The sequence below is a fragment of the Pseudomonas glycinae genome (genome assembly GCF_001594225.2).
Classification (GTDB): domain Bacteria; phylum Pseudomonadota; class Gammaproteobacteria; order Pseudomonadales; family Pseudomonadaceae; genus Aquipseudomonas; species Aquipseudomonas glycinae.
On the sequence record NZ_CP014205.2, the window covers coordinates 671,117 to 696,563 of the forward strand.

Here is a 25,447-nt window from a genome sequence, read left to right on the forward strand (position 1 = left end):
GGCACGGTGGCGCATTGTAACGGAATCCCGAGCGCCCTGCTCGGTCTCCCCGACAGACTTGCTCACGCCGCCGCCACCGTCACCGGCACGCCATTGAGCGCCGCATTGCCTGACAGCTCGTCGAGCTGGCATTCATCGGTCAGGTCATTGGCGCTGGAGCCGGGTTGGCTGCTGGCAATCGCCATCTGCACACCCGGCCGGGCGTGGCCCCATCCGTGCGGCAGGCTGACCACGCCCTTCATCATGTCGGCACTGCCCAGCACTTCGACCTCAATTTCCCCTACCCGTGAACTGACCCGCACAAGCTGACCATCACTGAGCCCGCGACTGGCGAGATCGTCCGGATTCATCAACAACTGATGACGCGGCTTGCCCTTCACCAACCGGTGGTAATTGTGCATCCACGAATTGTTGCTGCGTACATGACGGCGACCAATCATCAACAGCTCATCGGCCGCCGGCGCCTGCAACGCGGCGAAGCGCGCCAGGTCGGCGAGGATTTCCGGCGGCGCCGCCTGAACTCGTTGATTGAAGGTCTTCAATCGCGGTGTCAAGTTGGGTTTCAGCGCTCCCAGGTCAACACCGTGCGGATGATCGAACAGCGTCGCAAGCGACAATTTATGCTCGGACGCATCGCCATAGGTGCCCATGCGTAATCCCATGTCGATCATCTTCGCCGGCGGCATCGTCGGTTTCAGCTCCTTGCCGGTCTTCGCGGCAAAAGCCTTGGCCAGCCCGACGAAGATCTCCCAGTCATGCAGCGCCCCTTCGGGTTTGGCGAGGATTGCCCGGTTGAATCGGGTGACGTTGCGCACCGCAAACAGATTGAAGGTGGTGTCGTAGTGATCGTTCTCCAGCGCCGAAGTCGATGGCAGGATCAGATCGGCATAGCGCGTGGTTTCGTTGATATACAGGTCGACACTGACCATGAACTCCAGCCCGTCCAGCGCCTGCTCCAGTTGCCGGCCATTGGGCGTGGACAACACTGGATTGCCGGCCACGGTGATCAGCGCGCGAATCTGCCCTTCACCCTCGGTGAGCATTTCTTCAGCCAGCGCCGAGACCGGCAACTCGCCACCGTATTCAGGACGCCCGGACACGCGGCTCTGCCATTTGTTGAAATGCCCGCCCGAAGTCGAGGCCACCAGATCCACCGCAGGCTCGGTGCACAGGGCACCGCCGACGCGATCGAGATTGCCGGTCACCAGATTGATCAACTGCACGACCCAATGACACAGCGTGCCGAAGGCCTGAGTGGAAACCCCCATCCGACCGTAGCAAACGGCGCTTGGCGCAGCAGCGAAGTCCCGGGCCAACTGGCGGATCTGTTCGGCGGGAACGGCGCACAACGGGCTCATGGCTTCAGCGGTGAACCCCGCCACCGCTGTGCGGACTTCGTCCAGACCATCCACCGGCAGATGACTGTCCGAAGTTAGGCCCTCGGCGAAAAGAGTATTGAGCACACCAAACAACAACGCCGCATCGCCGCCGGGGCGCACGAACAAATGCTGATCGGCCATCGCCGCCGTCTCGCTGCGCCGTGGATCGACCACCACCACTTTGCCGCCCCGGGCCTGAATCGCCTTCAGACGCTTCTCGACATCCGGCACGGTCATGATGCTGCCATTGGACGCCAGCGGATTACCGCCCAGGATCAACATGAAATCGGTGTGATCGATGTCCGGAATCGGCAGCAGCAAGCCGTGGCCATACATCAAGTAACTGGTCAGGTGATGGGGCAGTTGATCGACCGACGTCGCCGAGTAGCGGTTGCGGGTTTTCAACAGGCCGAGGAAGTAATTGCTGTGGGTCATCAGCCCGTAGTTATGCACGCTGGGGTTGCCCTGATACACAGCGACCGCGTTCTGCCCATGACGCTCCTGAATCGCCGAGAGTTTTTCGGCGACCAGCTCGAACGCTTCGTCCCACTCGATGGGCAACCATTCGCTGCCGACCCGGCGCATCGGCTGGCGCAGGCGATCCGGATCGTTCTGGATATCTTGCAGTGCCACGGCCTTGGGGCAGATGTGTCCGCGACTGAACGTGTCCTGGGCATCGCCCTTGATCGAGGTGATCTGCACCTGGCCGTCGGTTTCGGTGGTTTCGATGGTCAAGCCGCAGATGGCTTCACACAGGTGGCAGGCACGGTGATGGAGAGTCTTGGTCATGGCCAGTCTCTGTCTTGTTCTGGGCAGGCAATGACGCCTGCGGGAACAAAACTATGGCCCGCGACCCGGTGCAGCGCCAGCGACGTTCGTCTTGTGAATCGGTGGCCATCAGGCCGGCCGATAGACCCGCGTCAGTTCGCCGGAAGCTGTGGCGGTGCGGCCAGCTGGATTTCCTGGATGGTCTCGATCTGCTCATGGGCGACGTGGACGCCGGTGAGCTCGCCGATCAGTCGCCAATGCTCGTCGAGCCCGGCGCTGATGGTCGCCATGCGGTCGATCATCTGCCGGCTGGCGGCCTTGACCACGTCGTCTTCGCTGCGCAGCAGTTCGAAGGACATCGAAGTCATCGAGGCGGTGAGGTGGGTCAATGAGCGTGCCGTGTGGCCCAGCAGTTCCATTAACAGTTTTTCTTTCGATTCCATGCGGAGGCTTCCTGCGTCGCTCGTGATTTATTTATAACCCAGCACTTTGCTTTAGCAAATGTTTCAACCTGCGCATCCGACCAAGCGAATCGGTGGTTCACCGGTCGCAAACCGACCAGAGCTGTGCCATCCCCGCCGCGCCTGATTGCCAAGCCCGGTGGGGCCAGTGTACAAATGCCTCGCTGCCCTCTCGAAAACTGACCGGAAATCACAGTGTTCGCACTGTTCCAACTCCGGCGCATTTCTGCAAAAACCGTAGCCTATTGGAAAAACGCGACATTTAGTGTCAATATCGCGCCTTCCCCTATTTCGTCGCCCCCGTGCGGCTTACGCCGCAGGTCTCGCCCGTTGTTCCGATAAACAAGGCTTTGAGCATCTGCGGTTTGTAGCAAAAAGGTAGTCAATGATGAGCGCAAGGCACTTTCTCTCCCTGATGGATTGCACGCCCGAAGAGCTGGTCAGCGTGATCCGTCGAGGCGTTGAGCTCAAGGACCTGCGTAACCGCGGCGTACTGTTCGAGCCTCTGAAAAACCGCGTCCTGGGGATGATCTTCGAAAAATCCTCGACCCGTACCCGGATCTCCTTCGAGGCCGGCATGATCCAGCTCGGCGGCCAGGCGATCTTCCTGTCGCCGCGCGACACCCAGTTGGGCCGTGGCGAGCCGATCGGCGACTGCGCCATCGTCATGTCGAGCATGCTCGACGCGGTGATGATCCGTACCTTTGCCCACAGCACCCTGACCGAATTCGCTGCCAACTCCCGCGTGCCGGTGATCAACGGCCTGTCCGATGACCTGCATCCGTGTCAGTTGCTGGCCGACATGCAGACCTTCCTCGAACACCGCGGCTCGATCCAGGGCAAGACCGTGGCCTGGATCGGCGACGGCAACAACATGTGCAACAGCTATATAGAAGCGGCGATCCAGTTCGACTTCCAGTTGCGCGTGGCCTGCCCTGAAGGCTATGAGCCGAATCCTGAATTCGTGGCCAAGGCCGGTGACCGCGTGACCATCGTCCGCGACCCGAAAGACGCCGTACGCGGCGCGCATCTGGTGAGCACCGACGTCTGGACCTCCATGGGTCAGGAAGAGGAAACCGCCAAGCGCCTCAAACTGTTCGCGCCGTTTCAGGTCAACCGCGCCCTGCTCGACCTGGCTGCCGATGACGTGCTATTCATGCACTGCCTGCCCGCTCACCGCGGTGAGGAAATCAGCCTCGACCTGCTCGATGACCCGCGCTCCGTCGCCTGGGATCAGGCAGAAAACCGTCTCCACGCACAGAAGGCCCTGCTCGAGTTCCTCGTCGAACCGGCATATCACCACGCATGAGTCATGAATTACTGCTGAACCTGCGCAACCTCGCTTGCGGCTATCAAGATCAACGTGTGGTGCAGAACCTCAATCTGCACCTCAATGCCGGTGACATCGGCTGCCTGCTCGGCTCGTCCGGCTGCGGCAAGACCACCACCCTGCGCGCGATTGCCGGTTTCGAACCGGTCCACGAAGGGGAAATCTCTCTCGGCGGTGAAGTGATCTCCAGCGCCGGTTTCACCCTCGCTCCGGAAAAGCGCCGGATCGGCATGGTGTTCCAGGACTACGCGCTGTTCCCGCACCTGAGTGTCGCGGACAACATCGCCTTCGGCATCCGCAAGCACCCGAACAAGGAGCGCGTGACTGAAGAGCTGCTGGAACTGGTCAACCTGAAGAATCTCGGCAAGCGCTTCCCCCATGAGCTGTCCGGCGGCCAGCAACAACGTGTCGCTCTCGCCCGCGCCTTGGCACCGGAGCCGCAACTATTGCTGCTCGACGAGCCGTTCTCCAACCTCGATGGCGAGTTGCGCCGCAAGCTCAGCCATGAAGTGCGCGATATCCTCAAGGCCCGTGGCACCAGCGCGATTCTGGTGACTCACGACCAGGAAGAAGCCTTCGCCGTCAGCGATCACGTCGGTGTGTTCAAGGAAGGTCGACTGGAGCAGTGGGACACGCCCTATAACCTCTATCACGAACCGGCGACGCCGTTTGTGGCCAGCTTCATCGGTCAGGGTTACTTCATTCGCGGCCAGCTCGGCAGCCCGGAATCGGTGCAGACCGAACTCGGCGAACTGCGCGGCAATCGCGCCTACACCTGGCCGGTCGGTGGCGCGGTGGATGTGCTGCTGCGTCCGGACGACATCGTTTACGCGCCGGACAGTGGATTGAAAGCGCGGATCGTCGGCAAGACGTTCCTCGGCGCCTCGACCCTGTATCGCCTGCAACTGCCGACCGGTGCGCAGCTGGAATCGATCTTCCCAAGCCATGCCGACCATCAGGTGGGTGCGGATGTCGGGATTCGGGTGGCAGCGGAACATCTGGTGCTGTTCCAGGCGTCCGGCAGCACGGCGGCGCAGATTCCGGCGGTGGAAAACGGCGTCCGCCGTTACAGCACCGCGCACTGATCTGCACACAAATAATGAGGGAGCCTGATGGCTCCCTTATTTTTTGCTCTCAGCCCAGCATCAATGTGCCGCTGGCCACCAGCGTCGCATTCCCGCCGATCTTCACCCGCTCACCTTCCAGCCGACAGAACAGCTCGCCGCCCCGCGCCGAACGCTGGCACGCGGTCAGGCTGGATTTACCCAGACGTTTCGACCAGTACGGAATCAGGCTGCAATGGGTCGAGCCGGTCACCGGGTCTTCATTGATACCGATCGCCGGGGCGAAATAGCGCGAGACAAAATCATGCTGATTGCCCCGAGCGGTGACGATCGCGCCCAGCCACGGCAGCTTGGCGAGCGCGACCATGTCCGGCGTGCAATCGAGCACCGCCTGCTCGGACTCCAGCACCACAAACAGCTCGTTGGAACTCAGGACGTCCACCGCCTGAACATTCAGCGCCCGCTCGATCTCCAGGGTGACGCCTTTCTCCACCGCTTCGATGGCCGGGAAATCGAGCCACAACCTGTCGCCTTCGCGGCTGACGCTCAACGGCCCGGACTTGCAGGTGAAGTCCAGACGCTCGGCTGTTTCCTTGTAAACCTCAAACAGCACATAGGCGCTGGCCAGGGTCGCGTGACCACACAGCGGCACCTCGGTGGTCGGCGTGAACCAGCGGATGTGCCACGCCTGCCCTTCGCGCACCAGAAACGCGGTTTCCGCCAGATTGTGCTCGGCGGCGATCTTTTGCATCAGCTCATCCGCAAGCCACGCGTCGAGCCGATAGACCATTGCCGGATTGCCACTGAACGGCCGATCACTGAACGCGTCGACCTGATGAAACTCGAGCTGCATAACCTTCTCCCTGTGTCAGTCGAACGAGCATGCAGCGCCGGCCGGATCAGCGCCAGTGACAGTGCCGGCCAATTTTCTTCATACAGACGTCACGGGCGCCCGATGTCGGCAAATTTCGCCTGAGTGTGTTCTGCCAATACTGCCGGCGCCAGTTCCACTTCCAGCCCTCGCCGGCCGGCACTGACATAAATGGTCGAAAAAGGCTGGGCCGAATTATCGATGAAGGTACGCAGGCGTTTTTTCTGCCCCAGCGGACTGATGCCGCCCAACAGATAACCGGTGGAGCGCTGCGCGGCGGCCGGGTCGGCCATCTCGACTTTTTTCACGCCGGCGGCGTGGGCGAGCCCCTTGAGGTCGAGACTTCCGACGACCGGCACCACTGCTACCAGCAACTCACCCTTCTCGCTGGCCGCCAGCAGCGTCTTGAAAACCTGCGCCGGATCGAGCCCCAGTTTCTCCGCGGCCTCCAGACCATATGACGCGGCCTTCGGGTCATGTTCGTAACTGTGCACGCGATGTTCGGCACGAACTTTTTTCAACAAGTCCAACGCAGGGGTCATGGCAGCTCCGGGTTCGGCAGTGGCAAAAAAACCTGCGGCGGATTTTAGGCCATCGCTGGGCAAAAGGCTCTACCACGCGCCACGTTTCCCGGGGTTTGCGGGCCGATAACAGCCGGGCAGGCCGGGTGACCGGCAGGATCATTCACATGACTGATAGTTTATTTGTGACTGATGGTTCACTTTCGACCTTTGACAGGTTTGTTTCTTGTCTATATTTTTTCGAATCTGAATAATGTAAGAATTATCGTCATCGCAGCACCCAGCAGTAAACCGGGAACAGGATGGGGATCCTGCCTCGGTGAAAATCGCGCCTTGCCCTGTCGGCAACGCGCCAGACAACAACAAAAACCGAGGTTTTCAATGACAACTGCGTTACAGCAACCTTCGCTCTCGAGCCAGTGCCTGGCCGAGTTTCTGGGTACTGCACTCCTGATCTTTTTCGGCACGGGTTGTGTCGCCGCGCTCAAGGTCGCGGGCGCCAGCTTCGGCCTGTGGGAAATCAGCATCATCTGGGGCGTCGGCGTCAGCATGGCGATCTACCTCACCGCCGGCGTTTCCGGCGCGCACCTGAACCCTGCCGTCAGTATCGCCCTGAGCATTTTTGCCGACTTCGAAAAGCGCAAACTGCCTTTCTACATTCTGGCCCAGGTCGCCGGCGCCTTCTGCGGCGCGCTGTTGGTCTACACGCTGTACAGCAACCTGTTCTTCGATTACGAACAAACTCACCATATGGTTCGCGGCACTGAAGCCAGCCTCGAACTGGCATCGGTGTTCTCCACCTTCCCGAACCCTGCGCTGTCGACTGCCCAGGCATTCCTGGTCGAGGTGATCATCACTGCGATTCTGATGGGCGTGATCATGTCCCTGACCGACGACAACAACGGCCTGCCGAAAGGCCCGCTGGCGCCGCTGCTGATCGGTCTGCTGATTGCCGTGATTGGCAGCTCGATGGGCCCGCTGACCGGTTTCGCGATGAACCCGGCCCGGGACTTCGGTCCGAAACTGATGACTTTCTTCGCCGGCTGGGGTGAAATTTCCTTCACCGGCGCACGTGAAATCCCGTACTTCCTGATTCCGATTTTTGCACCGATTGTCGGTGCCTGCCTCGGCGCTGCCGGGTATCGCGGGCTGATTGCCCGTCACCTGACCGGCGCCACACCTGCTACAAAGGATGCAGAACCGGCCATTGACGGCAAACCAAGAACTTCTTGAAACAGTCGGCGCGGGCTCCTGCCCTTTAGAGCCCGCGCCACGGCCCACTCTCCCTTATTTCGTCCAAGGCAATCGACATGACCGACATTGAGAATAAGAACTACATCATTGCCCTCGATCAGGGTACGACCAGCTCCCGCGCGATCATTTTCGACCGCGACGCGAACGTGGTCTGCACCGCACAACGCGAATTCGCCCAGCATTACCCGCAAGCCGGTTGGGTCGAGCACGACCCGATGGAAATCTTCGCCACCCAGAGCGCGGTGATGGTCGAAGCGCTGGCCCAGGCTGGTCTGCATCACGATCAGGTCGCCGCCATCGGCATCACCAACCAGCGTGAAACCACCGTGGTCTGGGACAAGACCACCGGCCGCCCGGTGTACAACGCGATCGTCTGGCAATGCCGGCGCAGCACCGAGATCTGCCAGCAGCTCAAGCGCGACGGTCATGAAGACTACATCCGCGACACCACGGGCCTGGTCACCGACCCGTACTTCTCCGGCACCAAACTGAAGTGGATCCTCGACAACGTCGAAGGCAGCCGTGAGCGCGCACGCAACGGCGAACTGCTGTTCGGCACCGTCGACAGCTGGCTGATCTGGAAATTCACTGGCGGCAAAGTCCACGTCACCGACTACACCAACGCCTCGCGCACCATGCTCTTCAACATCCACACGCTTGAGTGGGACGCGAAGATGCTGGAGATCCTCGACATCCCGCGCGAGATGCTGCCGGAAGTCAAAGCCTCTTCGGAAATCTACGGTCGCACCAAGAGCGGCATCGCCATCGGCGGTATCGCCGGTGACCAGCAAGCTGCACTGTTCGGCCAGATGTGCGTCGAGCCGGGCCAGGCAAAGAACACTTACGGCACCGGTTGCTTCCTGCTGATGAACACCGGCGACAAAGCAGTGAAATCCCAGCACGGCATGCTCACCACCATCGCCTGCGGCCCACGCGGCGAAGTGGCTTACGCCCTGGAAGGTGCGGTGTTCAACGGCGGTTCGACCGTACAGTGGCTGCGCGATGAACTGAAAATCGTCAACGACGCCCACGACACCGAATACTTCGCCAATAAAGTGAAGGACAGCAACGGCGTGTATCTGGTGCCAGCCTTCACCGGCCTCGGTGCGCCCTACTGGGATCCGTATGCCCGTGGCGCCCTGTTCGGCCTGACCCGTGGCGTGCGCGTGGATCACATCATCCGCGCTGCTCTGGAATCGATTGCCTACCAGACTCGCGACGTCCTCGACGCCATGCAACAGGACTCCGGCGAACGCCTCAAGGCTCTGCGCGTGGACGGCGGTGCGGTGGCGAACAACTTCCTCATGCAGTTCCAGGCCGACATTCTCGGCACTCAGGTCGAGCGTCCGAAAATGCGCGAAACCACGGCGCTCGGCGCAGCTTATCTGGCCGGTCTGGCGTGCGGTTTCTGGGGCAGTCTGGAAGAACTGCGCGGCAAGGCCGTGATCGAACGCGAGTTCGAACCGAGCCTGGACGAAGTCGAGAAAGAGAAGCTGTATAAAGGCTGGAAAAAAGCTGTCAGCCGTACCCGTGACTGGGCACGTGAAGACGCTGAATAAGCCAACCTGAGTACTCGTATCCGTATGTAACTGGTAGGGAGCGGATTCCTGCGGCATCATGGGCAAATTTTGCACGGCAGCCCAAAGGAAGCCCCATGAATCTGCCTCCCCGTCAGCAGCAAATCCTCGAGCTGGTCCGCGAACGCGGCTATGTGAGCATCGAGGAAATGGCCACGCTGTTCGTTGTTACCCCGCAAACCATCCGCCGCGATATCAATCAACTGGCGGAAGCCAATCTGCTGCGTCGCTACCACGGCGGCGCAGCCTATGATTCCAGCGTCGAAAACACTGCCTACGCGATGCGCGCCGATCAGATGCGTGATGAAAAGCAACGCATCGGCGAAGCCATTGCCGCGCAGATTCCCGATCACGCCTCGCTGTTCATCAACATCGGCACAACGACCGAATCGATTGCCCGCGCCCTGCTCAATCACAGCCATCTGAAGATCATCACCAACAACCTGCACGTCGCTTCGATGCTCAGCGCCAAGGATGATTTCGATGTGTTGCTGACCGGCGGCAACGTGCGTCGTGACGGCGGCGTGGTGGGTCAGGCGAGCGTGGACTTCATCAATCAGTTCAAGGTCGACTTTGCACTGGTGGGCATCAGTGGCATCGACGAAGACGGCAGCCTGCTCGACTTCGATTACCAGGAAGTGCGCGTATCTCAGGCGATCATCGCCAATGCCCGGCAGGTCATCCTGGCGGCGGACTCCAGCAAGTTCGGCCGTAACGCGATGATCCGCCTCGGCCCGATCAGCCTGATCGATTGCCTGGTCACCGATCAGCAGCCGGTGCCGGCCCTGGCGCAACTGCTGAGCCAGCACAAGATTCGCCTGGAAGTCGTTTAACCCCCCCCCCTTTTTATTTCTCGTTCCCACGCTCCGCGTGGGAATGCAGCCCGGGACGCTCCGCGTCCCCTCCCAAGCGCTGACGCAGAGCGTCAATGTATGTATTCCCACGCAGAGCGTGGGAACGATCAGCCACACTGCGTGCAACGATCAGTGCTCTGACGCGCATCTGATGTTCGAATATTTTCTTTTAGCCGCCCTTCGATGAGTTTTTTCAATCGAAGTCGGCTGGCTGCGCGCGTCTTTATGGGCTACCATTTTCGCAAATGAACATTCATGTTCGATTTCCAAGACAGAAAATCAAAAGAGCCCGAGGCCAGCCGATGTCCACCTCTACCTTGCGTACGCCCCCTATCTCCGAGATCTACGATATCGCCGTCATCGGCGGCGGGATCAATGGCGTGGGGATCGCAGCGGATGCCGCCGGTCGCGGTCTTTCGGTGTTCCTTTGCGAAAAGGACGACCTGGCCAGCCACACCTCGTCAGCCAGCAGCAAGCTGATCCACGGTGGCCTGCGCTATCTCGAACATTACGAATTCCGTCTGGTGCGTGAAGCCTTGGCCGAGCGCGAAGTGCTGCTGGCCAAGGCGCCGCACATCGTCAAGCCGATGCGTTTCGTGCTGCCGCACCGCCCGCACCTGCGTCCGGCGTGGATGATCCGCGCGGGCCTGTTCCTGTATGACCACCTCGGCAAGCGCGAAAAACTGGCGGGTTCGAAAAGCCTGAAGTTCGGCGCCGACAGCGCGCTGAAAAGCGAAATCAGCAAAGGCTTCGAATACTCCGATTGCTGGGTCGACGACGCCCGCCTCGTGGTGTTGAACGCCATGGCCGCCCGTGAAAAAGGCGCGCACATTCACACCCAGACCCGTTGCGTCAGCGCCCGTCGCGCCAAGGGCCTGTGGCACCTGAACCTGGAACGCGCCGACGGCAGCCTGTTTTCGATCACTGCCAAAGCGCTGGTGAACGCCGCCGGCCCGTGGGTCGCCAAGTTCATCCGTGACGACCTGAAGATGGAATCGCCGTACGGCATCCGTCTGATCCAGGGCAGCCACATCATCGTGCCGAAGCCGTACGAAGGCGATCACGCGCATATCCTGCAGAACGAGGATCAGCGCATCGTTTTCACCATTCCGTACCTGAACAACCTGACTCTGATCGGCACCACCGACCGCGAGTACACCGGCGACCCGGCCAAAGTGGCGATCACCGACGGCGAAACCGATTACCTGCTCAAAGTGGTCAACGCCCACTTCAAGAAGCAGATCAGCCGTGACGACATCCTGCACACTTATTCGGGCGTACGTCCGCTGTGCAACGACGAATCCGACAATCCGTCGGCCGTGACCCGCGACTACACCCTGGCGTTGTCCGGCAGCACCGAAGAAGCGCCGCTGCTGTCGGTGTTCGGCGGCAAGCTGACCACCTACCGCAAGCTCGCGGAATCAGCGATGGCGCAACTGATGCCGTTCTTCACCCAGATGCGCCCGAGCTGGACGGCCACCGCCACCCTGCCCGGCGGCGAAGACATGACCACGCCACAAGCCTTGAGCGCGCTGATCCGCGACAAGTTCGACTGGGTACCGACCGAAATCGCCCGCCGCTGGGCCACCACTTACGGCAGCCGCACCTGGCGCATGCTCGAAGGCGTCGACACATTGGCCGACATGGGCGAACACATCGGTGGCGGGCTCTACACCCGCGAGGTCGATTACCTGTGCACCGAAGAGTGGGCCACCACGGCACACGACATTCTGTGGCGTCGCAGCAAACTGGGCCTGTTCACCACCCCGGCCGAACAGGAAAAACTGGCGACCTACCTGAACAAGGTCGAGCAGAACCGCAAGATCGAAGCGGCCTGATCTTCAAGCCGCGTTGACGAAAGCCCCTGAATCGCGAGATTCAGGGGCTTTTTGCGTTACTGCGCCAGGTGCAGCAGGAGGAAATCGATAAACGCCCGCGACTTGTGCGGCAGATGCGCGGTATTGGGGAATACGACGTTGATCGACTGAGAAGGCAACGTATACGCCGGCAACAGGCGAACCAGGCGTCCGCTGGCGATATCGTCCTCGACCACCCAGCCCGGCAACACCGAGACACCGAGCGACGACAAGGTCATCGAGCGAATCGCCGTGGAGGAATTGGATTCGAAATGGCTGGTGCCATTGACCTCCACCGTACTCCCCCGATCATCGCGCAGTACCCATTGCGTGGGTGCCTGCAAATTGTTGTTGGCAATCCATGGCACACCGTTCAGGTCTTGCGGGTGCGCCACCGGGTGGCGCTCGACAAACGCCGGAGTCGCCACCAGCACGATTTGATAATCCGCCAGCTTGCGGCTCTTGAAAGCCGAATCCGCCAGATTGCCCAGACGCACCACCAGATCCAGCTTTTCCGCCACCAAATCATTCAGTGACGAGTTGAAGTTGTAGCACAGGCGAATTTCCGGATAACGCTCGCTGAACAATGGAATCAACGGAAGTATGAACTTCTCGCCGTATTCACTGGTTGAACTAATTCGTAACTTTCCAGAAACCCGATTATTACCCTTCAGCACATTGTCAAAGGCATTATCAATGTCCGCGATAATCCCCTTGAACTCTTCATAAAAGTCCTGGCCAATTTCAGTCAGCGATATATTCCGGGTATTGCGGATCAGCAACGTCGCCGAAAGAACTTCTTCCAGCGCCTTGACATGCAGGCTGGCCATGGCTTTGCTGATACTCAGGTAGTTCGCGGCCTTGGTGTAAGAGCCGAAGTCGACCACGGCGAGAAATGTCTGAACCCGATTCAGATGAGAATGCATGGCGGTAGAGTTCACTGTTTAATCCTTTCAAACATTGTTTCAAGGATAGTCGTATCGACACTCCAAGTCCATCGCCCCTATGCTTTGCGACAAAGAGGAAACAACAATGAACTATCGCTACAAGATCGCGCTGATCTTTCTGATCGGCTTTTTTATTGACTGCATAAACATATTCATGTCTGCCGTGGCATTACCGAGCATATCGGCGACATTGCAAGTAAGCAGTTCTTCGGTGGCCTGGGTGGCGAATGCCTACATCCTTGGCCTGACCCTGATCATTCCGGTCAGCACCTGGCTCGCCGGGCGCTTCGGCAGCCGCGAGATTCTCACCGCTTCGATGCTGGTGTTTACCGGCTCCGTATGGATGTGCGGCCTGGCCGACAGCTTCCATGAACTGGTGATCTGGCGCTTCGTCCAGGGCATCGGTGGCGGGTTGTTGATTCCCGTGGGTCAGGCGCTGACCTTCAACCTGTTCCAAGGCGAGCAACGGGCGAAAATCTCCACCCTGGTGATGGCCGTGGCCCTGATCGCCCCGGCCATTTCGCCGACCGTCGGCGGCATCATCGTCGACAGCAGTTCGTGGCGCTGGGTGTTCTACAGCAACATTCCGTTTTCGCTGATCGCTGCCGGATTATCCTGGTTCTGGATTCGCGAGAGCCGACCTGCCAGCCTGGCACGTCCGGATATCCTCGGCCTGCTGCTGGTCAGTGCCGCGCTGGGTAGCCTGCTGATGGGCATGTCGCTATACGGCGGCGACTATCCCGCCATCGAGGCCATTGCCTGTGTCGCGGCGGGCCTGATGTTCGTGGCGCTGTACCTGCTGCATTACCGTCGCAAGAGCGACGCGATCATTGACCTGAGCCTGCTCAAGAGCAAAAAGCTCAGCACCTCGATCTTCATCTATTACGCGATTCCCGGCGTGTTCACCGGGGTCAACCTGATGAGCATCTTCTTTCTGCAGAACACCCTGCACTTCAGCGCCCGCCTGACCGGCATGTTCATGATCCTCTACGCCATCGGTGCCTTCATCGCAATGCTCACCTGCGGCCGGCTCTACAACAAGGTCGGCGCCCGACGCCTGTTCACCCTCGGCATGCTGATCCACAGCGCCGGCATCGCCACCCTGATGCTGGTGGATGCGCCGACCGACATCGGGGTGATCGTCATCGCCTACAGCCTGATGGGCATCGGCGGCGGGATCGGCGCCAACACCGCGCAAACCACCTCGCTGATGGACTTCAAGGGCAGCGAAACCCACAAGGCCAGTGTGATCTGGAACATCAACCGGCAGATGTCGTTCAGCGTCGGCGCGGCCTTGTTCCTGATGATCTACAACCTGCTGCTCAAACAGTTCGACTCAACCCCTGCCTATCACGCCACGTTCGCGATTGCTGCGCTGGTCGGACTGTTCCCACTGCTTCAAATGAGCCAACTGACCCCTCCAAAGGAATGCCATGAACAACAACCCGGTTGAACTAGCCCGCCACAGCATCCACCACGTACATGAACTGATTCATCGTGTCTTCACCAATGCCGACGGCGCCGGCGAGGCCGCCATCGCGCCACTGATGGATGTCTTCAGCGAAGACTTCAGCATGGTCACCACCTCGGCCGCCGTGGTCGGACGGGCTCAGGTCGAGCAACTGTTCAAAGGTGCGGTCGGTGCCCGTCCAGGCCTGGAGATCGACATCAGCGACCTGCACACAATCTGGCACGAAGGCCCGACTGTCGCCCTTCGCTACAAAGAAACCCATCGCCAGAACCAGTACGAGACGTCGCGCATTTCCTTGGCGATCCTGCACGTGCACCAGCACAGCACCCGCTGGCTGTACCTGCACGAAACACCGCTGGCCCAGGAAAACCCGGCATGAATTACACCGTTACCCATTGCCGGATGCTGTCGGCATCGATCAAGGAAATCACCGTCACCGGCGCTCCCGCCGCCACGCTATCGACCCATGCCGGTGGGCACTTCAAATGGCTGATAGCGCCCTCGGGTGAATGGCGTCATTACTCCACCGTGGAGCTGGGCGACCGCGCCGAAGGTCATTTCACCTTCGCCATTCGCCTTAGCGACGATTCCCTCAGCAGCCAGTACCTGCGCTCGCTGGCGGCCGGCGACCAGGTGCAGCTCGAGGGCCCGTTCAACACTTTCAACTACCCGCTCGACACCCAGACCGGTCGCGACATCGCGATTGCCGGCGGCATCGGCATCACTCCGCTGACCGGCATCCTGCGGCATCTGACAGCCCTGGATCGTTCGGTGCACCTGCATTACTTCGCCCGCAGCGTCGACGATGCGGCCTACGCCGAAGATCTGCGTTCACTGCTGCAAGACCGCATGAACCTGCACCTGTCCGGCCAGCGCCCGGCGATTCACCAGGTACTCGCTGACCTGTGCGCCGAAGACCGGCTCTACGTCTGCGGCCCGGCGGCGATGCTCAACGACATCCTGAGCCACGCCGAATCCGCCGGGCTGCCCCGCGATCGCATTCATCTGGAGGTGTTCAACATCGCCCCGGATGAAGGCTCCCGGGGTTTCACGGTCGAGGCGGCGGATTCCGCTGTGAGCATTGAGGTCGGTGCCGACCAGACCTTGCTCGAAGCCCTGGAGGCCGCGGGCCTGGATCCGATCTCTGACTGCCGTCGCGGCGAGTGCGGCGTCTGCGCGCTGGACGTGCTGGAAGGCGACGTCGAACACCGGGATTTCATCATGAGCGAACAAGAAGCGGCCTGCAGCGCACGGATCTATCCCTGCGTTTCCCGGGCGAAAAGCCCACGCCTGAAGCTGGCGATCTGAAGAGGACACCCCGTTGGACAACTATTTCAATGGCAGAGAAGTGCACAAGTCTCTGTTCCTTGATCAACAACTGTTCGAACAGGAACAGCAACGCGTCTTTGCCGCAAGCTGGTGCTACCTGGGCCACGACAGCCTGATCCCCGAAACCGGCGATTACTTCACCGCCACCCTCGCCGCCCAGCCGCTGGCCATGGTGCGCCAGAAGAACGGTGACATCGTGGTGCTGCACAACCGTTGCCCGCACAAAGGTGTGAAAGTGCTGGCGCAAGCGCGTGGCAACGTGGGCCGCTTCATGCGTTGCCCCTATCACGCCTGGACGTTCAAGACCGACGGCGAGCTGTTGAGCATCCCGGTGAAAAAGGAATACGACGACTGCGACCTGAGCAGTTGCTCGGCCCACAAGGGCATGCAGCCAGTCGCGGCGGTACGCAACTATCGCGGCTTCGTGTTCGTGCGCCTGAGTGAAACCGGCATGGGTTTCGACGAGTTTTTCGGCGACTCGCTGTCAACGCTGGACAACATGGTCATGCGCTCCCCGCAAGGCAAGCTGCGCGTGGTCGGTCAGCCGCTGCTGCACAAGCATCGCTGCAACTGGAAGATGGTCGTCGACAACCAGACCGATACCTGCCACCCGATGATCGCCCACGAATCCTCGGCCGGCGAAGCCATTCGCCTGTGGAAGGAAACCGGTGACCAGAGCCAGCCAGCGCCGATGGCCGTGGAACTGTTCTCGCCATTCATGGCTTCGTACGAATTCTTCGCCGGCATGGGTATCCGCGTCTGGCCCAACGGCCACGGACACACCGGGGTCAGCAACTCGATCCACAAAGCCTACACGAGCATTCCCGGCTACTGGGAGCTGATGGTGGAAAGCTACGGCGAAGACCAGGCCCGAGCCATCCTCGACGATACCCGGCACAACACCGTGTATTTCCCCAACCTGATGGTCAAGGGCCCGATCCAGACCCTGCGGGTGATCCGCCCGGTCAGCGCAACGGAAACCATCGTCGAGTCGTGGATCTTCGAACTGCAGGGCGCTCCGGTGCAGTTGCTGGAGCGCACCGTGCAGTACAACAACCTGATCAACTCGCCATGCTCGATGGTCGCCCATGACGACGTGGAGATGTACGAGCGCGCCATGGAAGGCCTGCACAGCGACGCCAACGAATGGGTCAACGTTGCCCGCCTGTTCGAACCGGGCGAGACCTACGATCAGACCCGCGTAGTGTCCGGCACCAGTGAACTGGCGATGCGCAACTTCTACGACAACTGGCAAAACCTGATGCGGGACGACCATGCACCACGATCAAACTGAACGGGCCATCGAGCGTTTGCTCGAGACCGAAATGCACCTGCTCGATCAACAGGACTTCGACGCCTGGCAGCAATTGCTGAGCGATGACTACACCTACTGGATTCCGATGACCCGCGAACAGCGCAGCCCGCTGCACGAATCCTCGCTGGTGTATGAAGACCGCTTCCTGACCACCCTGCGTATCAATCGCCTGGCCAATGCCCGCAACTTTTCCCAACAGCCGAAAAGCCGTTGCCTGCACATTGCCCAGCGCCCCCGGATCACGATTGAAGAGCCGTCGTACAGCGCCGTTGCCAGCAGCAATCTGCTGTATTGCGAAGCCCGCGGCGAGCGCGAATGGCATTACCCCGCCACCGTCGAACATCGCCTGATCAATCTCGACGGCGAGTGGAAAATCCAGGGCAAGAAGATCCTGTTACTCAACCCCGATCGCGCCCTCGAAAGCCTGCAGCTCATTATCTGACCGACCGAGAATTCCCCCTGTGAACTCCATGAACAATCCTGCCAGCCAGGATACCGCGTGCCTGTCTTTCCCTTATGTCGACCTGCTCTACGATTACGGTCAGTTCCTGCGCAACGCCGACCAGGCCATCGGAAATCTGCCGGAACTCACGGCGGAAAAACACATCGGCATCGTCGGCGCCGGCCTGACCGGGCTGGTGGCGGCCTATGAATTGCTGCGCGCCGGTGCCCGTCGCGTGACCCTGTTCGAGGCCGAAGCAAGCCACATCGGCGGTCGCCTCTTGACTCAATGCTTCGATGAAGAACAGCCGCAGTTCATCGCGGAAATGGGCGCCATGCGCTTTCCACCGAGCGAGGTCGGGCTGTTCCATTACCTGAACAGGTTCGGCATCCAGACCACCGAAGCCTTTCCCGATCCGGGGGTGGTCGATACCGAACTGCATTATCGTGGCGAGGCCCATCACTGGGCCGCGATGCAACCGCCGCCGGCGCTGTTCAGCACCGTGCATCAGGGCTGGAATGCCTTTCTGCGCGAAGGCGCGGTACTGGACGACGGCACCCGCCTTGCCCCGCCGCTGCTGCTGACCGAAATGCTCAAGCAGCACAATTACTGCGAAGTGCAGCCGGAATGGCAACGCTATCTGGACTGCTTCGGTGACAGCTCTTTCTATTCAGCGATGGTGCGTATCTTCACCGGCAAGAACCCGCCGGGCGGCAAGGTCTGGCGCAAACCGGAAGACTTCCACCTGTTCGGCTCGCTGGGCATCGGTTCCGGTGGTTTCCAGTCGGTCTATCGCGCCTCGTTCACCGAGATTCTGCGGCTGGTGGTCAACGCGCTGGAAGTCAATCAGCGACTGGTGCCGAACGGCATCTCCTCGCTGGCCGAGTTGATTGCCGACACCCGGTTCAATGGCATGCAACTGCGCGACATGATCTGCCGTACCCGCATCGAATCGATCAACAGGGGGGCCGACGGGCAAATCCTGCTGGCCGGCAGCAACGGTGAAACCTACGCCTGCGACCGGGTGATCACCACCACCACGACCCGCGCCTTGCAGGTCAATCTCAAACTCACCCAGAACCAGGCGTTCGTCAATCGCGACGTGGCCCGGGCCATCAACGAAACCCACATGGTCGGGTCCTCCAAGCTGTTCATCCTGACCAGGGACAAGTTCTGGCTCAAACACGGCCTGGCGCAGAACATCCAGACCGACACCCTCGTCAAGGGCGTGTACTGCCTGGATTACGCGCCACAGGACCCGGATTCATGGGGCGTGGTGCTGATCAGTTACACCTGGGAAGACGACTCGCACAAGATGGTCTCCATGACCGACAAAGTGCAGCGCTGCCTGCGCCTGGTGGACGAGCTGGCGATGAGCGCGCCGGAATTCGCCCGCCACCTGATCCCGCTCAACGGCGACTACCAGCGCTACGTGCTCGAATACGACTGGCTGACCGACAAGCATGCCCTCGGCGCCTTCAAGCTGAATTTCCCCGGCGACGACATCTATTCCGAACGTCTGTTCTATCAGTTCCGCACCGCTCTCGATCCGCGTCAGGACACCGGTCTTTACCTGGCGGGCTGCGGCGCTTCGTTCACCGGCGGCTGGGCCGAAGGTTCGATCCAGACAGCCCTGAACGCAGCCTGCTCGGTCATCAGCAGCCTGGGTGGCGATCTGATCGACGGCAATCCGCTCGACGGGCTGGTTCCGCAGTACCGCTACTGCTGATTGCGTCCCTTTCTTTTCGCCGAGATTCTCCATGTACAGACAGTTTTCCATCGAACAACTCGTCAACGGATTTCGCCGTGGCGAGCTCTGCCTCGACACTTGGCAGCAAGCCCTGCGCGAGCGCCATGACCGGGCGCAGCATCTGCACAGTTTCATCACCTTCGACCCCGCGCTGTTCGCCTACACGCCGGACGCGGATCGCCAGGCGCCGCTGTACGGGCTGCCGGTATCCTTCAAGGACAACATCAATGTCAGCGGCATGCCGACCACCGCCGGCACTCCTGGCCTGGCCGATTACCGGCCGCAGCACGATGCCGGTATCGTGGCGCGCTTCAAGCAACTGGGCGCGCGGGTGGTGGGCAAGAACAACATGCACGAACTGTCGTTCGGCGTGACGTCGGCCAACCACACCTACGGCGCGGTCATCAACCCGGCCAACGAGCTGCATGGCGCCGGTGGCAGCAGCGGTGGCTGTGCCGCCGCTGTCGCCGCCGGGCTGGTGCCCTGCGCGGTAGGCACTGATACAGGCGGCTCGGTGCGTATACCGGCGGCGTTCTGCGGCGTCGTCGGGATGCGCCCGACGACCGGCGAATACCCGGCCGACGGCATCGTCCCGGTCTCGCAGACCAAGGACACACCAGGCCTGCTGACGCGTACAGTGGAAGACTGCCGGTTCGTCCACGGCCAACTGAGCGGCCGACACCTGCCAGCACTGCCCGAAGATCGCGCTCTGCGCATCGGAATTCCCGAGCGTTTCCTCTGGGCCGACCTGGACAACAACGTCAGCCGCGATTGCCGTGCCGCCATCGATGCGCTCGCCAGCGCCGGCATGGAAATCGTTGCGGTCGACGATACGGTGATCGGCGAGATCAACGAGTGCATCCAGTTCCCGCTGCCGATCTACGAATTCTTCATCGACTTTCCACGGTTTCTGATGAAGGAAGGCCGCGGCGCAGAATTCCTCGACATCCTGGCGCGGATCGGCGATCCCGGAATCAAGAAAATCCTCACTGCACAGCTGCAAAACCCGGCAATTTCCTATACCGACTATGTGCAGGCCTTGATGGGCAAGGTCCGGCTGGAGCAGGAGTACCGGCAACTGTTCAGCCACCACCAGCTGGATCTGTTGGCCTACCCGACGGTCAGTTGCAGTGCGCCGTTGCTGGCTGATTGCGCGGATGAAAGCCATTTCGAGCGGTTCGTGCGCAACACCGATCCGGCCAGCAACCTGGCAGCGCCGAGCATGACCGTACCGGTGGCGGCGAAGGGTTCGCTGCCGGTAGGCCTGTCGTTCGATGCATTGCCGGGGCAGGACGGATTTCTGTTGCAGGCAGTGAGTCGGTTGTCCCCCCTGCTGAACATCCGATGAGCACGGCTCGCCCCGGCAAGGGGCGAGCTGGATCGAATCCTTCATGACAAAATCAATGCAGGCCCTGCCATGCGTGCCACGCCACTTGCTTCATCCACTTCCACCGCCGTACTCGAACGCTCGCCCTCGGTCCTCGGCGGCGCCATGATCATCGGCGGAACCATCGTCGGCGCCGGAATGTTTTCCCTGCCGGTGGTCATGTCCGGGCTATGGTTTTACGGTTCAGTCGCCGTGTTGGTGTTTGCCTGGTTCTGTACTTTGCATTCGGGCCTGATGATTCTCGAGGCCAACCTCAACTACCACGAAGGCGCGAGTTTCTCGACCATCACCCGTGATCTGCTGGGGCGCACGTGGAACCGGATCAACGGCCTGAGCATTGTTTTCGTGCTCTACACGCTGACCTACGCCTACATTTCCGCCAGCGGTTCAGTGATCCATCACACCGTCCAGTCCATGGGCATCTCGCTGCCACCGCGCATCGGCGGGCTGGGCTTCACCGTGCTGGTGGCGTTCATCGTCTGGCTCAGCACCTCGGCGGTGAGCCGGATGACCACCGTGGTATTCGGCGCGAAGATCCTTGCATTCTTTCTGACCTTCGGCGGCCTGCTCGGCCATGTACAACCGGCCACGCTGTTCGACCTGAACAGCGGCACCACCCACTACTGGCCCTACTTGCTGGTGACTCTGCCCTTCTGCCTGACTTCGTTCGGATTTCACGGCAACGTACCGAGCCTGATGAAGCATTTCGGCAAGGACCCGCAGCGAATCCGTGCGTGCCTGCTGGGCGGCACGCTGATCGCTCTGGGCCTGTATCTGATATGGATGCTGTGCAGCATGGGCAACATTGAGCGCGAAGCCTTCAAAGGCATCGCCCAGCGCGGCGGCAACATCGACGTGCTGATCAGCGCTCTGGGCTCACGTCTGGACAGTGCCAATGTCGACCTGCTGCTGACTTTCTTTTCCAACTTCGCCGTGGCCTGCTCGTTTCTCGGCGTAACCCTGGGCCTGTTCGACTATCTGGCTGACGTGCTCGGTTTCGATGATCGGCCCATGGGCCGCCTGCGAACCGCTGCCGCGACCTTCCTGCCACCGATGCTCTGCGGGTTTCTCTGGCCGGAAGGCTTCATTCACGCCATCGGTTTCGCCGGGCTGGCCGCCACGCTCTGGGCCGTCATCACCCCGGCATTGCTGGCCAGGGCCTCGCGCAAACGCTTTGGCAGCCCGCTCTATCGGGTCTGGGGCGGGACGCCAATGATCGGCCTGGTACTGTTTTTCGGAGTGATCTGCGCGGTTTCGCACCTGCTGTTCACCCTCGACCTGCTGCCGGTCTGGCGCTGAATCGCCGCATTCGGTTTTCCGAACGCGACTCGTCGGTCGGTTCGGATTACCGGATCAGAAACGTTGAAAAACACCATCGCAAAACTTTAATAACCAACAAAATCAAACAGTTAACTTGTTGCAACTGGTCTGGCACGACTCATGCTCTACACTCCTTCGACGAATGCCTGTTGCGCCAACACAACCGGAGCCGTCAGGCATTCGAAGTACAAAAGGGCCCGCTCAAACGGCTCCATAAAAAAAACAATGTCGAGGAAAATTTGATGCGCATCGTTCCCCATATCCTGGGCGCAGCCATTGCTGCCGCTCTGATCAGCACACCAGTTTTCGCTGCCGAACTCACCGGCACCCTTAAGAAGATCAACGACTCGGGCACCATCACGCTCGGTCACCGTGACAGCTCCATCCCGTTCTCCTACATCGCCGATGCTTCGGGCAAACCCGTGGGCTACTCCCACGACATTCAAATCGCTATCGTCGAAGCCCTGAAAAAAGACCTGAACAAGCCTGACCTTAACGTCAAGTACAACCTGGTCACCTCGCAAACCCGTATCCCGCTGGTACAGAACGGCACCGTGGACATCGAGTGCGGCTCCACCACCAACAATGCCGAACGCGCCCAGCAAGTCGCCTTCACCACCAACATCTTCGAAATCGGCACCCGCCTGCTGGTCAAGAAAGACAAGGATGGCAACCCGTCCTACAAGGACTTTGCTGACCTGAAAGGTAAAAACGTCGTGACCACCGCCGGCACCACGTCCGAACGCATCATCAAAGCGATGAACGCCGACAAGCAGATGGGCATGAACATCATCTCCGCCAAAGACCACGGCGAATCCTTCAACATGCTGGAAAGCGGCCGCGCCGTTGCCTTCATGATGGACGACGCCCTGCTGGCCGGTGAAGAAGCCAAGGCCAAGAAGCCGGCCGACTGGATCATCACCGGTACGCCGCAGTCCTTCGAAGCCTACGCGTGCATGGTTCGCAAGGACGACCCGGCCTTCAAGAAGGCTGTCGATGACGCCATCGTCGGCCTGTACAAGTCTGGCGAGATCAACAAGATCTACGACAAGTGGTTCACCCAACCGATCCCGCCAAAAAACCTCAACCTGAATTTCAAGATGAGCGAGCAGGTCAAGAAACTGATCGAGAACCCGAGCGACAAGCCGGCGCCTGACGTAAAAATCTGATTCCTGACTAACCTTATCGCCTGAGGGAGCCACCCTCCCTCAGGCGTCTGTTACTACCTGCTGGCTTTACTGTGGAACACTCGACCTGGCGGTTTCCGAGCCGATCGCGTGTGCCCGGCGTTCAACGTCGGACGGGAAAGGATCTTCCCCAAGCGGGTGCTTGTACATCGATCGATTTCGAGGGGAGACCCTAATGAATTACAACTGGGACTGGGGCGTGTTCTTCAAGTCCACCGGCGTGGGCAGCGAGACTTATCTCGACTGGTTCATTTCCGGTCTGGGCTGGACCATCGCCATCGCCGTCGTGGCCTGGATCATCGCCCTGCTGCTCGGCTCGCTGCTGGGCATCATGCGCACCGTGCCGAGCCGCCTCGTATCGGGCATCGCGACCTGCTACGTGGAACTGTTTCGCAACGTGCCGCTGCTGGTTCAGCTGTTTATCTGGTACTTCCTGGTGCCCGACCTGCTGCCGCAAAACCTGCAGGACTGGTACAAACAGGATCTGAACCCGACCACTTCGGCCTACCTGAGCGTTGTCGTCTGCCTGGGCCTGTTCACCGCCGCCCGGGTCTGCGAACAGGTTCGCACCGGCATCCAGGCGCTGCCACGGGGCCAGGAATCCGCCGCCCGCGCCATGGGTTTCAAACTGCCGCAGATCTACTGGAACGTGCTGCTGCCCCAGGCCTACCGGATCATCATTCCGCCGCTTACCTCGGAATTCCTGAACGTGTTCAAGAACTCCTCCGTGGCGTCCCTGATCGGTCTGATGGAGCTGCTGGCGCAAACCAAACAGACCGCCGAATTCTCGGCCAACCTGTTTGAAGCCTTCACCCTGGCGACCCTGATCTATTTCACCCTCAACATGAGCCTGATGCTGCTGATGCGCATGGTCGAGAAGAAAGTCGCCGTGCCCGGCCTGATCTCCGTGGGGGGTAAATAATGGAATTCGATTTCAGTGGCATCGTTCCGGCCATTCCCGGCCTGTGGAACGGCATGCTGATGACCCTCAAGCTGATGGCGCTGGGCGTGGTCGGCGGGATCATCCTCGGCACCATCCTCGCGCTGATGCGCCTGTCCCACAGCAAACTGCTGTCGAGCATCGCCGGCGCGTACGTCAACTATTTCCGTTCGATCCCGCTGCTGCTGGTGATCACCTGGTTCTACCTGGCGGTGCCGTTCGTGCTGCGCTGGATCACCGGCGAAGACACCCCGATCGGCGCGTTCACCTCGTGCATCGTGGCGTTCATGATGTTCGAAGCGGCCTACTTCTGCGAAATCGTCCGGGCCGGCGTGCAGTCGATCCCGAAAGGCCAGATGGGCGCGGCGCAGGCCCTGGGCATGACCTACGGCCAGATGATGCGCCTGATCATCCTGCCCCAGGCGTTCCGCAAGATGACCCCGCTGCTGCTGCAGCAGAGCATCATCCTGTTTCAGGACACCTCGCTGGTCTACACCGTGGGCCTGGTGGACTTCCTCAACGCTTCACGCGCCAGTGGCGACATCATTGGCCGTTCGAATGAGTTCCTGATCTTCGCAGGTCTCATGTACTTCATCATCAGCTTTGCCGCCTCGCAGCTGGTCAAGCGTCTGCAAAAAAGGTTCGCCGTATGATCTCTATCAAGAACATCAACAAGTGGTATGGGGACTTCCAGGTGCTGACCGATTGCAGCACCGAGGTCAAAAAGGGTGAAGTGATCGTGGTCTGCGGTCCGTCCGGTTCGGGCAAGTCGACCCTGATCAAGTGCGTCAACGCACTGGAGCCGTTCCAGAAAGGCGACATCGTGGTCGACGGCACATCGATTGCCGATCCGAAGACCAACCTGCCGAAACTGCGCTCGCGCGTGGGCATGGTGTTCCAGCATTTCGAACTGTTCCCGCACCTGACCATCACCGAAAACCTGACCATCGCGCAGATCAAGGTGCTGGGCCGCAGCAAGGAAGAAGCAACCAAGAAAGGCCTGCAACTGCTCGAGCGCGTCGGCCTGTCGGCTCACGCCCACAAGCACCCCGGCCAATTGTCCGGCGGTCAGCAACAGCGTGTGGCGATCGCCCGTGCGCTGGCAATGGACCCGATCGTCATGCTGTTCGACGAACCGACTTCGGCGCTGGACCCGGAAATGGTCAACGAAGTGCTCGACGTGATGGTGCAGCTGGCCCACGAAGGCATGACCATGATGTGCGTGACCCACGAAATGGGCTTCGCCCGTAAAGTGGCCGACCGCGTGATCTTCATGGACGCCGGCAAGATCATCGAAGACTGCAAGAAAGAAGAGTTCTTCGGCGACATCAAACAACGCTCCGAACGCGCGCAGCATTTCCTCGAGAAAATCCTGCAGCACTAAAAGCACTGCGTTTCCTGTGGGAGCGGGCTTGCCCGCGATG

At 60.4% G+C, this 25,447-nt stretch carries 23 protein-coding genes; 18 read left to right on the forward strand and 5 right to left on the reverse strand.

Annotated features, from left to right (window positions below):
- Nucleotides 1-62: 62 nt before the first annotated feature.
- Together AWU82_RS03080 and plzR are read right to left on the reverse strand one after the other, a co-directional pair.
- The gene (locus AWU82_RS03080; protein WP_064383836.1) at nucleotides 63-2,168 is read right to left on the reverse strand and encodes a molybdopterin oxidoreductase family protein; all 2,106 of its coding nucleotides are present in this window, start codon (nucleotides 2,166-2,168) and stop codon (nucleotides 63-65) included.
- A gap of 131 nt (nucleotides 2,169-2,299) precedes the next feature.
- Nucleotides 2,300-2,590 (reverse strand): PlzR type 4 pili assembly inhibitor, encoded by a 291-nt coding sequence (plzR, locus tag AWU82_RS03085; RefSeq protein WP_007963969.1) that lies wholly within the window; start codon nucleotides 2,588-2,590, stop codon nucleotides 2,300-2,302.
- Nucleotides 2,591-2,996: 406 nt separating this feature from the next.
- Between plzR and argF the strand changes: the two genes are divergently transcribed.
- The gene (gene argF, locus AWU82_RS03090; RefSeq protein WP_039765834.1) at nucleotides 2,997-3,917 is read left to right on the forward strand and encodes an ornithine carbamoyltransferase; all 921 of its coding nucleotides are present in this window, start codon (nucleotides 2,997-2,999) and stop codon (nucleotides 3,915-3,917) included.
- Nucleotides 3,914-5,023, forward strand: coding sequence for an ABC transporter ATP-binding protein (locus tag AWU82_RS03095; protein WP_011335744.1), 1,110 nt, complete (start codon nucleotides 3,914-3,916; stop codon nucleotides 5,021-5,023). Before argF ends, AWU82_RS03095 begins: the two co-directional genes overlap by 4 nt.
- Nucleotides 5,024-5,072: 49 nt before the next feature.
- On the opposite strand, the gene AWU82_RS03100 is transcribed toward AWU82_RS03095, so the two are convergent.
- Together AWU82_RS03100 and ybaK are read right to left on the reverse strand one after the other, a co-directional pair.
- Complete coding sequence (locus AWU82_RS03100) at nucleotides 5,073-5,855, reverse strand: PhzF family protein (RefSeq protein ID WP_064383837.1); 783 nt, start codon at nucleotides 5,853-5,855, stop codon at nucleotides 5,073-5,075.
- Nucleotides 5,856-5,944: 89 nt separating this feature from the next.
- Nucleotides 5,945-6,415, reverse strand: coding sequence for a Cys-tRNA(Pro) deacylase (gene ybaK / locus AWU82_RS03105; protein ID WP_064383838.1), 471 nt, complete (start codon nucleotides 6,413-6,415; stop codon nucleotides 5,945-5,947).
- Between the two features lie 360 nt (nucleotides 6,416-6,775).
- Between ybaK and AWU82_RS03110 the strand changes: the two genes are divergently transcribed.
- The 4 genes from AWU82_RS03110 to glpD all read left to right on the forward strand — a co-directional run bounded on the left by AWU82_RS03110 (nucleotide 6,776) and on the right by glpD (nucleotide 11,917).
- A complete protein-coding gene (locus AWU82_RS03110; RefSeq protein WP_011335747.1) occupies nucleotides 6,776-7,627 on the forward strand; it encodes an MIP/aquaporin family protein in 852 nt (283 codons plus the stop codon).
- 77 nt (nucleotides 7,628-7,704) lie between these two features.
- Nucleotides 7,705-9,207, forward strand: a complete 1,503-nt coding sequence (gene glpK, locus AWU82_RS03115) for a glycerol kinase GlpK (RefSeq protein ID WP_011335748.1) — start codon at nucleotides 7,705-7,707, stop codon at nucleotides 9,205-9,207.
- A 95-nt stretch (nucleotides 9,208-9,302) separates the two neighbouring features.
- The gene (locus AWU82_RS03120) at nucleotides 9,303-10,058 is read left to right on the forward strand and encodes a DeoR/GlpR family transcriptional regulator (RefSeq protein WP_007953179.1); all 756 of its coding nucleotides are present in this window, start codon (nucleotides 9,303-9,305) and stop codon (nucleotides 10,056-10,058) included.
- Between the two features lie 323 nt (nucleotides 10,059-10,381).
- Nucleotides 10,382-11,917: a glycerol-3-phosphate dehydrogenase gene (glpD, locus tag AWU82_RS03125; protein WP_064383839.1), complete on the forward strand. Its 1,536-nt coding sequence runs from the start codon at nucleotides 10,382-10,384 to the stop codon at nucleotides 11,915-11,917.
- Between the two features lie 56 nt (nucleotides 11,918-11,973).
- On the opposite strand, the gene AWU82_RS03130 is transcribed toward glpD, so the two are convergent.
- The gene (locus AWU82_RS03130; RefSeq protein ID WP_064383840.1) at nucleotides 11,974-12,861 is read right to left on the reverse strand and encodes a LysR family transcriptional regulator; all 888 of its coding nucleotides are present in this window, start codon (nucleotides 12,859-12,861) and stop codon (nucleotides 11,974-11,976) included.
- 106 nt (nucleotides 12,862-12,967) lie between these two features.
- Here AWU82_RS03130 and AWU82_RS03135 point away from each other — a divergent pair, with 106 nt between their 5' ends.
- The 12 genes from AWU82_RS03135 (at nucleotide 12,968) to AWU82_RS03190 (ending at nucleotide 25,407) form a co-directional block, all read left to right on the forward strand.
- Nucleotides 12,968-14,335 (forward strand): MFS transporter, encoded by a 1,368-nt coding sequence (locus tag AWU82_RS03135; RefSeq protein ID WP_064383841.1) that lies wholly within the window; start codon nucleotides 12,968-12,970, stop codon nucleotides 14,333-14,335.
- Nucleotides 14,316-14,732: a hypothetical protein gene (locus tag AWU82_RS03140; RefSeq protein WP_064383842.1), complete on the forward strand. Its 417-nt coding sequence runs from the start codon at nucleotides 14,316-14,318 to the stop codon at nucleotides 14,730-14,732. Before AWU82_RS03135 ends, AWU82_RS03140 begins: the two co-directional genes overlap by 20 nt.
- Nucleotides 14,729-15,661, forward strand: a complete 933-nt coding sequence (locus tag AWU82_RS03145) for a PDR/VanB family oxidoreductase (protein ID WP_064383843.1) — start codon at nucleotides 14,729-14,731, stop codon at nucleotides 15,659-15,661. Before AWU82_RS03140 ends, AWU82_RS03145 begins: the two co-directional genes overlap by 4 nt.
- 13 nt (nucleotides 15,662-15,674) lie before the next feature.
- Complete coding sequence (locus AWU82_RS03150; protein WP_064383844.1) at nucleotides 15,675-16,976, forward strand: aromatic ring-hydroxylating dioxygenase subunit alpha; 1,302 nt, start codon at nucleotides 15,675-15,677, stop codon at nucleotides 16,974-16,976.
- Complete coding sequence (locus tag AWU82_RS03155; RefSeq protein ID WP_064383845.1) at nucleotides 16,957-17,439, forward strand: aromatic-ring-hydroxylating dioxygenase subunit beta; 483 nt, start codon at nucleotides 16,957-16,959, stop codon at nucleotides 17,437-17,439. The genes AWU82_RS03150 and AWU82_RS03155 overlap by 20 nt, the downstream gene beginning before the upstream one ends.
- Before the next feature lie 28 nt (nucleotides 17,440-17,467).
- Nucleotides 17,468-19,168, forward strand: coding sequence for an NAD(P)/FAD-dependent oxidoreductase (locus tag AWU82_RS03160; protein WP_139831597.1), 1,701 nt, complete (start codon nucleotides 17,468-17,470; stop codon nucleotides 19,166-19,168).
- Nucleotides 19,169-19,199: 31 nt separating this feature from the next.
- Nucleotides 19,200-20,537, forward strand: a complete 1,338-nt coding sequence (locus AWU82_RS03165; RefSeq protein WP_064383847.1) for an amidase family protein — start codon at nucleotides 19,200-19,202, stop codon at nucleotides 20,535-20,537.
- Between the two features lie 69 nt (nucleotides 20,538-20,606).
- On the forward strand, nucleotides 20,607-21,875 hold the full coding sequence (mtr, locus tag AWU82_RS03170) for a tryptophan permease (protein WP_064383848.1): 1,269 nt from the start codon (nucleotides 20,607-20,609) through the stop codon (nucleotides 21,873-21,875).
- Between the two features lie 263 nt (nucleotides 21,876-22,138).
- Nucleotides 22,139-23,065: a glutamate/aspartate ABC transporter substrate-binding protein gene (locus AWU82_RS03175; RefSeq protein ID WP_064383849.1), complete on the forward strand. Its 927-nt coding sequence runs from the start codon at nucleotides 22,139-22,141 to the stop codon at nucleotides 23,063-23,065.
- Between the two features lie 193 nt (nucleotides 23,066-23,258).
- The gene (locus AWU82_RS03180) at nucleotides 23,259-24,005 is read left to right on the forward strand and encodes an amino acid ABC transporter permease (RefSeq protein WP_064383850.1); all 747 of its coding nucleotides are present in this window, start codon (nucleotides 23,259-23,261) and stop codon (nucleotides 24,003-24,005) included.
- A complete protein-coding gene (locus tag AWU82_RS03185; RefSeq protein ID WP_064383851.1) occupies nucleotides 24,005-24,676 on the forward strand; it encodes an amino acid ABC transporter permease in 672 nt (223 codons plus the stop codon). Before AWU82_RS03180 ends, AWU82_RS03185 begins: the two co-directional genes overlap by 1 nt.
- Entirely contained in the window at nucleotides 24,673-25,407 is a 735-nt protein-coding gene (locus AWU82_RS03190) for an amino acid ABC transporter ATP-binding protein (RefSeq protein ID WP_064383852.1), read from the forward strand. Before AWU82_RS03185 ends, AWU82_RS03190 begins: the two co-directional genes overlap by 4 nt.
- Nucleotides 25,408-25,447: the final 40 nt, after the last annotated feature.